This is a genomic window from Candidatus Oscillochloris fontis, from assembly GCF_004138135.1.
GTDB classification, from domain to species: Bacteria; Chloroflexota; Chloroflexia; order Chloroflexales; family Chloroflexaceae; genus Oscillochloris; species Oscillochloris fontis.
In genome coordinates this window covers 25,072-39,988 of sequence record NZ_RYFD01000019.1, presented here as the reverse complement: position 1 = coordinate 39,988, position 14,917 = coordinate 25,072, and the positions used below count along the sequence as shown (strand labels likewise).

General features: G+C 59.5%; 12 protein-coding genes. 6 read left to right on the top strand and 6 right to left on the bottom strand.

Translation table 11 applies throughout. The features are described 5' to 3' along the window. The first annotated feature begins 43 nt into the window (after positions 1–43). The 6 genes from EKD03_RS09185 to EKD03_RS09160 all read left to right on the top strand — a co-directional run bounded on the left by EKD03_RS09185 (position 44) and on the right by EKD03_RS09160 (position 6,939). Positions 44–1,048: an HD domain-containing phosphohydrolase gene (locus EKD03_RS09185; RefSeq protein WP_129629869.1), complete on the top strand. Its 1,005-nt coding sequence runs from the start codon at positions 44–46 to the stop codon at positions 1,046–1,048. An 82-nt stretch (positions 1,049–1,130) separates the two neighbouring features. Beyond that, positions 1,131–1,829, top strand: coding sequence for a TetR/AcrR family transcriptional regulator (locus EKD03_RS09180; protein ID WP_129629829.1), 699 nt, complete (start codon positions 1,131–1,133; stop codon positions 1,827–1,829). Further along, entirely contained in the window at positions 1,826–3,055 is a 1,230-nt protein-coding gene (locus EKD03_RS09175; protein WP_129629827.1) for an ABC transporter permease, read from the top strand. The genes EKD03_RS09180 and EKD03_RS09175 overlap by 4 nt, the downstream gene beginning before the upstream one ends. 263 nt (positions 3,056–3,318) lie before the next feature. Continuing rightward, the gene (locus EKD03_RS09170) at positions 3,319–4,542 is read left to right on the top strand and encodes an ABC transporter permease (protein ID WP_129629825.1); all 1,224 of its coding nucleotides are present in this window, start codon (positions 3,319–3,321) and stop codon (positions 4,540–4,542) included. Positions 4,543–4,656: 114 nt separating this feature from the next. Further along, positions 4,657–5,334, top strand: a complete 678-nt coding sequence (locus tag EKD03_RS09165; protein ID WP_129629823.1) for an ABC transporter ATP-binding protein — start codon at positions 4,657–4,659, stop codon at positions 5,332–5,334. Positions 5,335–5,469: 135 nt separating this feature from the next. Then, positions 5,470–6,939 carry an HlyD family efflux transporter periplasmic adaptor subunit gene (locus EKD03_RS09160; RefSeq protein ID WP_129629821.1) on the top strand — a complete coding sequence of 490 codons (1,470 nt, stop codon included), beginning with the start codon at positions 5,470–5,472 and terminating at the stop codon, positions 6,937–6,939. Positions 6,940–6,956: 17 nt separating this feature from the next. Here EKD03_RS09160 and EKD03_RS09155 read toward each other — a convergent pair whose 3' ends face one another. The 6 genes from EKD03_RS09155 to EKD03_RS09130 form a co-directional block, all read right to left on the bottom strand. Then, positions 6,957–7,280 (bottom strand): type II toxin-antitoxin system VapC family toxin, encoded by a 324-nt coding sequence (locus tag EKD03_RS09155; protein ID WP_129629819.1) that lies wholly within the window; start codon positions 7,278–7,280, stop codon positions 6,957–6,959. Between the two features lie 112 nt (positions 7,281–7,392). Continuing rightward, a complete protein-coding gene (locus EKD03_RS09150; protein WP_129629817.1) occupies positions 7,393–7,632 on the bottom strand; it encodes a hypothetical protein in 240 nt (79 codons plus the stop codon). Between the two features lie 236 nt (positions 7,633–7,868). Next, positions 7,869–10,775: an SUMF1/EgtB/PvdO family nonheme iron enzyme gene (locus EKD03_RS09145; RefSeq protein ID WP_129629816.1), complete on the bottom strand. Its 2,907-nt coding sequence runs from the start codon at positions 10,773–10,775 to the stop codon at positions 7,869–7,871. A gap of 180 nt (positions 10,776–10,955) precedes the next feature. Further along, positions 10,956–12,386 carry a glutamine synthetase family protein gene (locus tag EKD03_RS09140; protein WP_129629814.1) on the bottom strand — a complete coding sequence of 477 codons (1,431 nt, stop codon included), beginning with the start codon at positions 12,384–12,386 and terminating at the stop codon, positions 10,956–10,958. A 138-nt stretch (positions 12,387–12,524) separates the two neighbouring features. Further along, positions 12,525–14,201 (bottom strand): ABC1 kinase family protein, encoded by a 1,677-nt coding sequence (locus tag EKD03_RS09135; RefSeq protein WP_129629811.1) that lies wholly within the window; start codon positions 14,199–14,201, stop codon positions 12,525–12,527. Positions 14,202–14,232: 31 nt separating this feature from the next. Then, positions 14,233–14,643, bottom strand: coding sequence for a diacylglycerol kinase family protein (locus tag EKD03_RS09130; protein ID WP_129629808.1), 411 nt, complete (start codon positions 14,641–14,643; stop codon positions 14,233–14,235). Between the last annotated feature and the right edge of the window lie 274 nt (positions 14,644–14,917).

Sequence of the window (14,917 nt, the reverse complement as noted above, 5' to 3'; positions counted from 1 at the left end):
GATCAATTATAATAGAATCAATGAACAAGAAAGCGTGACACCCATGACAACCCCGATTGTCCTCATTACCGATGACAACCCACTGGGTCGCGAAGCGCTCGAAGATCTACTCTATGGCCAGGGGTATGAACTAGCATTTGCCGTTGATGGCCCCACTGCCCTACTCCAAGCCGAGCGCCTGATGCCCGATCTGATTCTGCTTCATGTTATGATGCCGGGGATGGATGGCTTCGAGGTCTGTCGCCATCTGCGCGCCAACCCCCGCCTCGCTGAAGTCCCGGTGGTGATCATCACCGCCCTCGACGATTCCGGATCTCGCCTCAAGGGGCTAGAGGCCGGTGCCGATGATTTTATCAGCAAGCCCTTTAATCGCTCCGAACTGCGCGCCCGCGTCCGTACCATCACCCGCCTCAATCGCTACCGCAATCTCATCTCCGAGCGCACCGCCCTCCAACAAGCCCACGGCGATCTAATCGCCAGCTATGATGCCACCATTGAAGGCTGGGTACACGCGCTCGACCTGCGTGATAAAGAGACCGAGGGCCACTCGCTGCGGGTCACCGAGCTTACTGTGCGTTTGGCCAATATGGTAGGAATCAGCGAGCCAGCATTGACCCACATTCGCCGGGGGGCGCTGCTCCACGATGTGGGCAAGATTGGGATTCCCGATGCGATTCTGCTCAAACCGGGCAAACTCACCGCTACCGAGTGGGAAATTATGCGCAAGCATCCCCAGTATGCCTACGAAATGCTCGCGCCTATCGCCTACCTCCAACCGGCTCTCGACATCCCCTACTCGCACCATGAGAAGTGGGATGGTACGGGCTACCCGCAGGGCTTAGCCGGGGAGTCCATCCCCCTTCCTGCACGCCTCTTTGCAGTGGTGGATGTCTGGGATGCCCTCCGTTCGGATCGACCCTACCGCGCCGGATGGTCGGTAGAAGAGACTCTCGCCCACATCCAGGCCCAATCCGGTAGCCACTTCGATCCCGCTGTTGTGCCTGTCTTTATGGAGATGGTGCAGCAACATCTGTTACCCCACATGTGACTATTTCCCCCCCTCTTGACATTCCGCCAAACCGTTGTAGAATAATAAACCGACGGTCGGTTTATTATTACGAGCAACCGCTATGGCGCGCACCGTAAACGAACAAGAATACGCCCTCAAGCGCAGTGAGATCCTGGCTGCCACCCGCAAGTTGCTCTATCGCAAGGGTTATGATCAGATCACGATCAAGGACGTGATTGATGAGGTGCAGATCTCGAAGGGGGCGTTCTACCACTATTTTGAATCGAAGCAGGCGCTGCTCGAAGCGCTGCTCGATCAGACGCGCGCTGAGAGTGAAGTGATGTTGCGCGACATTATTAGCGACACCTCCTTGCCCCCTGTGGCGCGGCTGCAACACTTCTTCGATACGGTTGGGCGCTGGAAGGTGGCCCAGAAAGAGTATGTCCTCTCGTTGTTGCGCAGTTGGTACGCCGATGAGAATGTCCTGGTGCGTCTGCGCGTGCAGGAGGGGATGGTGGTGCATATCGCCCCGCTGCTCAACCACCTGATCGCCGAGGGGGTCGCGGAGGGTACCTTCCACACCGCATTTCCCGATGTGGCGGGCCAGATGATCCTTACGCTACTCGTCGGTATGGGCGATACGTTCGCCAAGGCGCTCTTCGTGGCGGATCGCTCCGCTGCGACCATTGCGCAGATCGAGCGCATGATTGCGGCCTATAACGATGCGATTGATCGGGTGCTGGGTGTGCCAGCGGGGACACTCCACCTGATAGATGAAGCAACCACCCGCGAGTGGTTTGTCCTAGGAGGTGCAGCATGATCCAGATGCTCCGGCTGGCTTGGCGCAATATGTGGCGCAACTGGCGGCGTACCATCATCGCGCTGGTGGCGATCATCCTGGGGGTGATCCTGCTGCTCTTCTTTGATGGGCTGATCAAGGGTTCCGATCAGGCCATCTTCGGCAATGCGATCCGTATCTATGGCGGTAACTTGCAGATCCACGCCCCCGGCTTTCGTGCTAAGGCGAACCGCATGCCCCTGCTGCCCCTCGATAACCCTGCGTATGTGATCAGCACGGTGCAGACCCGCCCAGAGGTGTTGGCCGTGGCGCAGCGCATCAGTACCGCCGGGATCGTGAGCAACCGGGGTAATACGTTGCGCGTCGGGATTACCGCCATTCAACCCAGTATTGAAGCTCCGCTCAGTATTCAGGCTGAGTATATGGTACACGGGCGCTTCCTGCTCCCCGAAGACCGCGATGCGATTGTGATTGGCCAGGGCATGGCCGATGCGCTCCAAGTCCATGTGGGCGATACGATCAATCTGGTGGGGCGGCGCAAGAATGAGGCCATGCGCCAACATTCCATGCAGATTGTGGGTATCTATGATCTCGGTATGCCAGAGATTGAGAAGGCGAATGTCTATATCGCGCTCAGTGATGCCCAGATCCTCTATAACCTGCGCGACCAGACCACCGAGGCGGTGATCTTTCTCAAGCAGGCCGGTGATGAAGAGGCGCTGATGTACGCGCTTCAGGCGGCTCTGCCCGCCTACGAGGTGGATACCTGGCAGACGCTGCGCCCGGAGATTACCGAGACGATGCAGACCAAGCTGGCAGTCACGACCTTCTTTGGGGTTGTGATTCTGCTCATCGCCGCGATTGGCATCCTCAACCTGATGCTGATGGCCTCGTTTGAGCGTACCCGCGAGATGGGCGTACTGGCGGCACTCGGTATGAAGGGCCACCAGATCATGCTGCTCTTCTTGCTCGAAGGCGCACTGATTGGTGTGGTTGGGGCGGTGGTGGGCTGTGGCCTGGGCGCACTGCTCGTCACGTGGGTGGGCAATGTCGGCATCTCCTTCGAGGGGGTGTCGGGCATGGGTGAAGTGGGCGCACTGATGGGCAATACGCTCTACCCCGCGATTACCCTGGCTGACGTACTGAGTCGGGCGGTGTTGGTGGTGGTGATCACCGCGCTGGCCGCGCTCTACCCGGCGTGGCAAGCCGCCCGCCGCGAACCCGCCGTGGCGCTGCATCATGTCTAGGAAGAACCGATTTTGACGCAAAGACGCCAAGTCGCAAAGCCTTCAAGGTTGTCCCTAATCAAACCCTTTGCGTCTTTGCGCCTTTGCGTCAACCAAAGGCTTCGGGTTACCCCAAGGATGCGCAGTTACAGGAAGAACCGATTTTGACGCAAAGACGCCAAGTCGCAAAGCCTTCAAGGTTGTCCCTAATCAAAACCTTTGCGTCTTTGCGCCTTTGCGTCAACCAAAGGCTTCGGTTTACCCCAAGCAGGAAGAAGACAATCATGCTGAGCAAACTCTGGATTCTCGCCTACCGCGATCTGGGGCGCAACCGCCGCCGCACCATCCTCTCGATGGTGGCCGTCGCACTCGGCTTGGGGTTGCTCATCCTCATGAATGGCTATATCGCCGGGGTGATGGATGAGTCGATCCAAAATAACATCCGTTTGAATACCGGCCATCTCCAGATCCGCGCCAGCGCCTACACCGAGGGTGAGATGAGTCTGGCGTGGCCCGATCTGCTGCGTGACCCCGAAGTACTGGCCGCGCACGCGGCGACTCTGCCCGGTGTGCGGGGTGCAGCGCCGGTACTGTGGGCAGGCGGGGTGATCGCCACCCCCAACGACTCGCTCGGTATCCAGGTTACGGGGATTGACACCACCTCCACGATCTACGCTCCCATCCGCGAGGCGCTGGTAGGCGGGGAGTTCCTCAACCCCGATGACCGCAACGGGATCATGATCGGGCGGCGTTTGGCCGGAGAGTTGGGCCTAGCCGTGGGGAGTAACGTTAGCCTCACCGTGGTTGACTCGGATGGCAATGCCGATGAGGGTGTCTTTACGGTGCGCGGCATCTTCCATACTGGTATTCCTACCTATGACCAGGGCAGCGTGCTGATGCCGCTCGCCAAGGCGCAAGCCTTTGCGCGTACTGAACGCCGCGCCAGTGCGGTCATCATCATGCTCGATGATAACCAGGCGCTCGAAACGGTACGCACTGCCCTGCGTAGCCCCGATCTACAACTGCTCAGTTGGGAAGATATGAACCGGCTCTTTATCGAAACCATGCAGACCGGCTTGGCCTTCTACTACATCCTTGATGGCATTGTGATGCTGATCGTCGCGGTCATCATTGCCAATACCCTGCTCATGTCGGTCTTTGAGCGCATCCGCGAGATGGGGATTCTCAGCGCCCTGGGGATGAAGGGCCGCCACCTGACCCAGATGTTGCTGCTGGAGGCGGCCTGCATGGGGCTGGCGGGGATTGCAATCGGGTTAGCCCTGGGGCTGAGTAGCGTCGCCTACCTCACCTACGTGGGCATCGCCATCGGCGACATTGCGAGTGTCGCGGGGGATTCTATCGCCTTGGGCAGCACCATCCATGCCCGTTTTGTCCCCGAAACCTTCGCCGGTCTGTCTATCGCCACCTTCATCTTCGTGCTACTGGCTGCGCTCTACCCGGCCTGGTACGCCTCACGGCTGGAGCCGGTCGTGGCGCTGCGGGGGTAGAAGTAGGGGCGAAGCATCGCCAGCAACGGCATCCCTAGTCCCCAAGCCCATGACAGGCGATGCTTCGCCCCTACACGATGATCGGAGAACCCGACAACGGAAAGAGAAATTCTCATGGATGCCATCCAGATCAACCAAGTCACCAAGACCTACCGGGTGGGGGCGACACAAACCCACGCCCTCGATCATATCAACCTGACGATTGGCGAAGGTGAATTTACCGCCCTGGTTGGCCCGTCTGGGTCGGGCAAGACGACGCTGCTCCAGATGATCGGCTGCCTCGACAAGCCCGATCAGGGTACGGTGCTGATCAAGGGCCAGGACGTGACCCGCCTGAACTCCAACCAGCGCGCCGATCTGCGCCGCTCCAGTATTGGCTTCGTCTTCCAGTTCTTTGCGCTGGTGCCGGTACTGACTGCCTACGAGAATGTGGAGTTGCCGCTCTTGTTAAACGGCATGAAGACCAGCGAGCGCCGCACACGAGTGATGGAACTCCTCGACGCGGTGGGTCTTGCAGATCGCGCCCACCACCGCCCCGACCAACTCAGCGGCGGCCAGCAGCAACGGGTCGCCATCGCCCGTGCGCTCGGCCCACGCCCGGTACTCGTGCTGGCCGATGAGCCAACCGCCAATCTCGATACGGCCAACGGGCATCAGGCCATGGAGATCATGCAGCGCCTCAACCAAGAGACCGGCACCGCCTTCGTCTACGCCACCCACGATCCGCGTGTGATCGCCTTTGCACGCCGCGTGGTGAAGATGGAAGATGGCAAGATTATTGATAGCCCGTAGGGGCGAATACACCTAACATCCAGGGTTTAACGCAAAGACGCCAAGGCGCAGAGTTTTCACTAGAGGCTCTATCAAAACCTTTGCGTCTTTGCGTCAATACAAGCATTCAGTTTAACCCAAACGGGTGATGAACGTATGAAAAAACTGCTCCTGCTCCTCACACTGGCGATCCTCGCCAGCGGCTGCACGAACACGCCCAACATACCGCCCACCCCGGCGGCCCAAATCGTGGCCACCAGCGTCCCGATTGCGGGCGGAACGCTGCGAGCAGAAGCCAAGGTCGTCCCGTTGCGCTCGGCGAGCCTGAGCATGGCGGTGAGTGGCGTGGTGGCCGAGGTGCTGGTGCAAGAGGGCGCTGCGGTGCAGGTCGATCAGCCGCTCATACGGATCGAGCGTGGCCGCTTAGAAGCCGCATTAGCCCAGGCCCAGGCCGAAGTGCAGGTAGCCCAGGCCAGCTATGATCGCCTGCTGGTTGGAGCCACCCCCGAACAGATTGCCGCCGCCGAGGCCCAACTGGCCCAGGCCCAGGCCGGATTACGTCAAGTCACTGGCGGCGTCACCGCCAGCGACATTGCCGCTGCGCAGGCGCAACTCACCCAAGCCCAAGCCGCACTGACCCAACTCCAACAAGGCCCGCAGGATGCCGATCTGCGCCAGGCCCAGGCCCAGGTAGCCCAAGCCCAGGCCAATGCCCAGAACCAGCGCGATAGCCTCGCAGCCGCCAAGTTGCGCGCCGAATCGCAACTCGAACAGGCCGCCAACACCCTGCGCACCGCCCAGGACACCTACAGCCGCATCTACTGGGAGAACCAGGAGATCGGCGCAGACGACCTGACCCAAGCCCAAAAGGATGCCGAGACCGCCGCGTGGCGCGCAGTTAAAGATGCCGAACAGGCGTTGGCGCAAGCCCAGATCGCGCTCCAGCAAGCCCAAGACGCCGAGCGTTCCGGCAGCGAGGTTGCCGAGGCCCAAGTGCGCGAGGCCCAGGCGCGGCTCGATAAACTACTCACTCCCGCTGCCGCCGACAAACTTGCCGCTGCGCGCGCCCAGGTCAGCCAGGCCGAGGCCAACCTGAACCGGCTACGCGGCGAACAACGCGCCGGGAGCCTCGCGGCGGCTCGCGCCCAGATCGATCAAGCCGAGGCCAACCTCGCCGCGCTGCGTGCCGGTGCAAACCCAGGCGACCTGAGCGTCGCCGCCGCCCAGATTCAACGTGCCGAAGCGGCGCTCAACCTGGCCCAAGTCGCCCTGGCCGAAACCGAACTGCGGGCCCCATTTGCGGGCACCATCGCCAGCATCAGCCCCGCCCCTGGCGAGTATGTCAGCATGGGCAGCCCACTCATCACACTTGCCGATCTCTCCGCATGGCAGATCGAGACCACCGATCTAACCGAGCAGGACATTGCGCGGGTACGTGAAGGGGATCGGGTCATGATCAACTTCGACGCACTCCCCGATCTGGAACTTCGCGGCGTAGTGCGCCACATCCAACTGGTAGGCACGAGCCAACAGGGCGACATCACCTACACCGTGACGATCACCCCGGAGACGCAGGACAGCCGCTTACGCTGGAACATGACCGCGTCGGTGCGGTTTGTGGAGTAGGAAGTGTAAACAATTACCTATCCAGGAGGAATGGTAAATGCTGTGATGGCAGCCACTGGATGCAGCACGGGGACAATTCCAGCCAGGCGGGTCAGATGCTCGCGGTCACGTGAGACGAGAGTGGTACCATACTGCTGCGCAACAGCAGCATACACCGCATCGGCTCCGCGTAGGCGATGGATACGAGCAAGATCGGCGGCAGTGTCAGCCAGTGCCCGATCCAGATCATAAAAGGTTATAGTCTGCCATCTGGCCACTAGTTGAGTAATGCGAGCGCTACGCCGCTCGCCATGCATTCGGCCCACGGTAGCGGCAATCTCGACCAACACAAGAGTAGGCAGATGATGGGAAGCGCACGCACAGCACTCTCGCGTAGAAAGGCACGACTGGCAGCGTGGTCAACTTCGGCTGATTCGGTAGCATTGATCCACACACTGGTATCTACGGTATACATCAGCGTCGCATCTCACTTAGCACATCGGCGCTATCGCGTTCGGCAGGATCGATGGTTGCCGACTCGGCGATGAGCGCATCAAGTTCGGCAAGTGATTCATCAACCACGCTCGCCTGCATCGGTAACACCTGAGCAATCTGGGGTGCGAGGCGTTCGATGAGTCGGAGCTTATCGGCAGGTGGCAAGCGGGTTGCGAGGGTAAGTACCTGATCGAGAGTAGGAATTGGGGTAATCGTCATAGCTTCTCCCTTGCTCGTGGATGGAGTATATCATAACGTGACTAGTCATAGGAGCTGAACAGGTGTAGCAAGAAGTGTTTCACCACCTAACCCGCCGTTGGCTTCGACAAGCTCAGCCACCGCGCCGCACTGGCTGAGCTTGCCGAAGCCCGCTGGCTGAGCTTGCTGAAGCCAGCCCCCGCCCCGCTGTCAATAATCTGCGTAATCTGCGTAATCTGCGGACACTCTCGCAGAAATCAGGACGTATGTGAGATCGGATGAGCCAGCACCACCCGAAACCCTCCGTTGAAGATGAGATTAAGACCGGGATTGAGACTGAACCGCGCCCCACAGCGAGCATTCGTCTGATCATTCCCATAACCATCGCCACGTAGCACACGCAACTCATCATCAGTAAAGGATTCTTCGGCCCCCGGGTAGGAGTGCCACACACTGGTCGTCCACTCCAAAACATTCCCAGCCATATCCATAGCCCCGCAGGATGCGGCCCCCAATGGATAGCACCCGACCGGCACCGTCCAACGCCAACCGCGTGTCGCACTATCCTCTTCGGTAGCCGCATGATCATCGCGCCAATCATCGCCCCAGGGGTAGCGCCATCCACTCTCACCGCGTGCCGCCGCCTCCCACTCATACTCGCTAGGCAAGCGGATACTTGCCCCAACCTGTGTACTGAGCCACGTGCAGAAGGTGTTACTTTGATACCAAGTAATACTCACTACTGGCTGGTTGGGACGATTGAGATCGGCATCATCGGCATAGTACGATGATTTTCCGCCACCCTGCGCAACCCACACTCGCCACTGAGCATTGGTGATCGGGTAGCGGGCGATGTAGAGTGGCTGATCGAGCCTGATCGTGTGCTGGGGTTTCTCATTATCATCAGCATCGGGATCATCAGCAGCACTACCGATCACATACACCCCCGGCTCAACTCGGCAGAAGTAGCTATCGGGCTGTCCGGCACGTTCCAGTTCGCGCCGCCACTCATCGAGCGTCACCGGAAAGCGCGGGTCGCCCAGGTCGCCCAGCAGAAAGCCCGCCCGCACCCGCTCAGCAATGGGCAACGGCTGGGCAGAATCGTTCAGCAACGCCACCAACCCGCGCCTAAGCTCGCGCTGGAGCCGCTCAACCTTGAGCATCGGGCGGGTGCGCAGGTAGTTCCAGTCGCGGTCTTGACCCAACTCAGCCGCCAGGATCAGGTCACGATACCAGCGCAGCAGATCCTTCCCCTCGGCCTCGATCAGCTCGGAGAGCAGAAGGTTCAGTACCGCCGGGAGCATCAGGCCCACTCCGAGGAAGATCGGCTCACGCCAGCGGTCATCGGCGCGGTGATCCATCACTACCCCAACCGGATCTTCGCTATTCAGCGCAATATGCCGCCCCGCACAGTGCTCCTGAATGGTCAGGTGCGCAAAAACGTAGCTATCGGGGCCATCGGGAGCGAGCAGGCCACTGCGCTGTTCGATATAATCGAGCCACGCCAGCGCAGAATCGCCGGGTGAAGGTACCTGCGCATGTTTGAAGAAGTCAATCAGATCGATATAGAGCCTACCGCGATCAAGTCGCCCGCGACCATCCTCGGAACAACCAGTCAGATGGGCATGGTAGGAGAGCTGGTCGAGCAGTGGCTGAAAGCGCGAGCTATCCCAATCGGGGAGACCAATCGCCTCAGCCAGACTCCTCCCCTCACGCACCATGTCCCACTGGCCAAGCAGCAGATCGAGGATACGCTCGTAGAGTTGCGGGCGGTCACGGGGCAGTTCGCCCTTGTTGAAGAGCACCAGCGCCATCAGGGTGAGCAGCAGCGGCGTCTTGGCCATCTCGGTCAGTTTGGGGCTAACGATGATCGACTCGATCAGCGTCGCACTCAGCCGCTGGGCCTGTTCTAGCGTAATCTGCTTGCGTGCCACCAACTCTGCATACCATGCGGGCACAAAGTGGCGCACCTGACCGAGCGTAAAGGCATCAATCGTCTCCACCGGCCAGCCAAGCCGGGTACGCAACAGATCATCAAAGGCACGCACGCGGCAGGTGATTACGATCTGCACCTTCGGGTACATCAGCGCAAAGGTACGCAACACCTCTAGCGTCTGCGTGCGGTCGGCACTCACACCCGGCACGGCCTTCAGTGGCACCTCATCAAGACCATCGCAGAGCAGCAGCGCACTCCCCTGATCAAGCGCCGCGCTGAGCAGATCATCCACCTGCAACACACAACAGGCGTTCATCACCGCACGCAGCGCCGCAAAGACGGTCGTCTCCTGCGCCCCTGTGGTCGCAATACAGCCAGCCAGAGTACGTAGCGGCAGAATGATCGGCAACCGACGCTGCGCATCCTCCCAGCCATGTAGCGTTGTCATATCACTCAGTTGATCCAGACCGCGCAGTGCTAAGGCCCAGGCCAAGTGGCGCAAGAAGGTACTCTTCCCGCCGCCAGGATCGCCCAATAGAACCAAACGTTCATGCTGAAGCAGCGCCTCACTGGCTAAACGATGGCGATAGAGCAGCAAGCGCCGATCCATCCACTGCATGTAAATCACCGCCCGATCAGGGAGGGCATATTCTGGATGATAGGCTTTAAGCAGCGTAGCATCGGCACCCTTTGCCAGCATCGTCCCTTCAGGAAAATAGGACGACTGCTGCTCCACGTCAACCTGGGCCAACTCAACCTGCTGGCGCACAGCCAGCGCCACATAGACTCCAGCCAGTGTCACGCCCTGACCATGATCGAGGCGCTCCTCCAATCCACGCAAGGGCATCCGCGAGAGCTTATTGGCCAACTGTGCCAGATACCATGCCAAGCGCCGCCGCTCATCCTCACTCGGATCACGCCCATAGATGATCGTACCCAGATTAATACCGACAGCCACGCCATTGATGCGCGCATCATCAGAGAGGGCGATGCTACTAGCCATAGCATCTTCCCCCAACGCCACCGTACTCGCGGCAATATCACCGCTACGCAGCATATCCCCGCCAACCACATCGCCGATACTGGTATCGCCAAACTGATTGTGGCTGCCCATACTCACCGCCGGAGGTGGCGGGGCAACACCGAATTGGGCGAGGAGGCGCTTCTGTTCAGCGGGGGGCAACGCCTGAAGGCGGGCAAGCAGGTCATCGGTGGGGGAGTTGCTCATAGGCACCTCAGTATGGCAATGCAGTTTATCCGCAGATTACGCAGATTACGCAGATTATTATAGAGGAATAATCTGCGTAATCTGCGTAATCTGCGGACACTAAAAAAAAACCGGGGGTGGAGCAGTAGAGACGCAAGATTTTGCGCCTCTACTGCTCCACCCCCGGTTCCCATCGCCGAACTAGAAACGGCTCCAGAGGTACTGGTTCGTCACTTCGTGGTGGAACTGTACCTCAGCGCGCTTGATCAGCGTCCCCAGCTTGCGCGGGCAGCGATCAGCAACGGCCTCCTTGAGGTCGGCGTACTTGGCCTGAACCTCTTCACCCAGGACATCGGCGATCATCGCACTGGCGCGGAAGTCGGTAATCGCATCGTAGATGTTGTCGGGCAGCGTCTCCTCACCCTTGCGGATGCTCGGATTGGTCTCTACATTACTCAGACCAGCACGCAGAATGGCATAGATCGCCATGTGCGGGTGGGCATCGGGAGCAATCGAGCGCACCTCAACACGGGCGGTGCGTGCGTTCCCAATCGGGATACGCACCATCGAGCCACGGTCAATCCCCGAAGCCTTGATCTGGTTGGGAGCCTCGTAGTGCGGGTCGAGCCGCCGGTAGGCATTGACGCTCGCGTTGAGCAACAGACACAGATCCTTGGCGTGGTAGAGCACGCCATCAACGAACTTCCAGGCGTAATCGGAGAGACCCTCTTCACCATTGGCATCGTGGAAGAGGTTAACCCCATCACTCCCAGAGATCGAGATGTTGGTGTGCATGCCGCTACCATTCACGCCAGTGACCGGCTTGGGCAGGAACGAGGCGGTCATGTCGAGGCGGCTCGCCACCTGACGGCAGATGAGTTTGTAGAGCAGGATCTGGTCGGACGCAATCAGCGCCTCGGTGTAGCTGTAGTTCATCTCGAACTGCGAAGGTGCTACCTCAGGGTGATCCTTCTCATTCGAGAAGCCCATCGCCCGCTGCGCCTCAGCCGCCATGTCAATGAAGGTGCGCAACGGGTCACCCGGCAACGAGTGGTAGTAGCCGGAGGTGCTCACCATGGTGAACTCGCCCGTCTCGCGATAGCGCTGCTCGGCGTTGCGACCCAGGAAGATAAAGCCCTCGATCTCATTGGCCAGATTGACCGTCAGGCCCTCTTTCGCGTAGAGCTCATCCAAGAACAGCTTGAGCTTCGAGCGCATATCGCCGGGGTAGGGCGAACCATCACGCTGGCGGACTTCAGCAAAGACGAGCACCTTACCAGGACCAAACACATCAGCGGGGAGCCAGTAGAAGGCCGGCCAATCAATGCTCAGGCGCAGATCCGACTCGGCCTGGGCCGAGAAACCACGGATCGAAGAGCCATCGAAGGTCAGATTGTCGTAGGAGGACAACAGGAACTTCTTATCATAATCGAGCATATGGAGGCGGCCCTCAAGGTCGGTAAAGCAGACCGTGACAGCCTTAATGCGCTTCTCACCGGCGAGGTAGGCCATGCGCTCCTCGCGTAACTGCTCGGCAGGCACGCGGCTGCGGCGCTGCTCTTTGGCCTTAAGATTGAGTTCTTCCAGTTGATCGTAAGGGATCTCTAGAAAATCGCGGAGCGGTGCGGACATAAATTCATGGCCTCCGTAACTCAGGCCGCCCACCGATTGCGGGACGGCATTATGATACAGCCGGATTGTACCACTTTACAGGGGTCTGCGGGTTTGGATGAAATAACCAATAGTCATTGTGTACGATTTGTACATATGTTACTCCCGCCCGCGCAAGAGGGCGATCCCTAGTACCAATGAACTCAGGATGACCCCCGTAATACCGACGGTGAGCAGGATCGTCGGCATCGTTCCTTGCCAACCACCCAAACCCATCGCCACCGCCACCAGCCCCACGCCCAGGATCATCGCGGCGAGCACAAAGGCAATTGCCAAGCGGTTAGCAGCACTGATGACGGCGTGGCTCAGGTGGCGCAGTTCCAATTCACGGGTCTGAATCTTCAGTTCACCATCATCCAGGCTCTGGAGCAGATCGCTCAGTTGATGCGGCAACTCCAGCGCCGTCTCACCAATTTCGCGACTCTGGCGCAGCGCACGCTGGCTCAATGCAGCCGGTGAGAAGTGTTCGGCCAGCGCTTGACGGGCATACGGACGCGCAATACTAAACACATCCAGATCGGGGTCAAGTTGCCCCCCCATGCCCTCCATCATCACCAGCGCCTTAAGCAGCATCGCCAGCGGCCCCGGCACCCAGATCTGATGGCGACGTAACAGCGCGAGCAGTTCACTCACCGTCTCGCGCGCCGAAAGCTCACTCAACGGACGATCCACAAAGCCCTCGGTAAAGTGGGCCATATCGCGGCGTAGCGCCGGGGTGATCGCCCGCCGTGAGACCACCTCCAACTGCTCCAAGGCCCGCAACAGGCCGTGGGTGTCATGATCCACCAAGGCTCCCAGTAACAACACCAAGCCCTGGGTGGTTGGACGATCAAGACTACCAACTTGGCCAAAATCAACAATACCCAGCCGATTCCCATCCAGCGCAAAGAAGTTGCCCGGATGCGGATCGCTGTGGAAAAAGCCAAAATTGAAGATCTCCTGCAACACCACTTGCATACTGCCACGCGCTAACTGCACCGGATCAATCCCCGCCGCCGTCAGTGCGGGCAGGTCATTCACCTTGACCCCAAACAGGCGCTCACTCGTCAACACGCGCTCCTCGGTATACTCCCAATAGACCGTCGGGATATAGACCTGGGGCACCTCGGTAAAGAGCTGGCGGAAGCGGTCGGCATTGCGCCCCTCACGGCGGTAATCGAGTTCAGCCCGCAGGGTGATACTAAATTCACGCACCAGATCACTAAAGCGGTACTGGCTCCCCAACGCAAAGCGCTCCTCAGCCAAGGCGGCCAGATCGGCCAAAATGGCCAGATCGGTCATGATCCGCCCGGCAATATCGGGGCGCTGCACCTTCACCACCACCTGCTCACCCGTGGGCAGCGTGGCCGCATGCACCTGGCCCAATGAGGCCGCCGCCAAGGGTTGCAGATCAAAAGTGGCAAAGAGCTTACTGACCGGTTTCCCTAGCGACTCCTCAATCGTGGCCACGGCGATATGGCTAGGAAAGGGCGGAACGGTATCTTGGAGCTTACCCAGTTCGTGGACAAATTCAGCCGGGAGCAGATCGGGGCGCGTACTGAGCGCCTGGCCCAGCTTGACAAAGGTGGGACCAAGCGCAATCAGCGCCTCACGCAGCCGCTCGGCGCTGCTGAGCGGCGGGGCTGGGGGAACACGCATCACCACGCGCCGGGGTATCGAGAGCAGCGAGAGTAGCCCCAGTTGCTCGACCACATAGCCGAAGCCGTGCCCGACCAACACCTGCGCGATCTCGCGGTAGCGCCCAAGGTAGCGCGCTTGGCGGACAAGTGGCCACATAATTTCGTTAAGGTATGCAGCCGGTTTAAGGCTACACACCGACAAGCAGGTGAGGCAGAAAGACAATACACCCAACAACCACCGCTGTAATCGCACAGATCAGCACCGTTCCTGCCGCTACATCCTTGGCAATTTTGGCTAAAGGATGCCGTGCGGTGGTGATCAGATCGACCGTCACTTCAATTGCGGTGTTCATTCCTTCGGCTGCCAACACCAGTGCAATAACCAACACCAGCGCCAACCATTCCCAACGCTCTAGCCCTAGTATACTCCCCAACGCAAGCGCACATGCCCCCACTAACAGGTGGATTTGGGCATTACGCTGCGTCCGAAACATATACCAGACCCCGGCAAAAGCATAGCCAAAGGAGGCAATCAGCGCCTCCACACGCCGATCAATCGGACGGGCTGGCGGTGTCTCTTGTAGATACTGACGTCTCATCATACTCCAGAGAGAAGCCGTGTTGGTATCCCCACGAATTATACACCAGTGACGTAACTGGTTTGGTATTGTTTAGTGGCTGCGCCACCAAACAATACCAAAAAGATCTTCGGGGGCGGCAAGCCGCTCATTGACATGAACGTAAGCCTCCCGGTGGGGGTTCGGGGGAGGCTTCGCCGCCCCAGAACCCCCACCGAAGGTGGCACGACGTACATGGGCTATAATAGCCCCTGCCCAAACGGGCCACTGCTAAACCCTATAGTACCGATGAGGA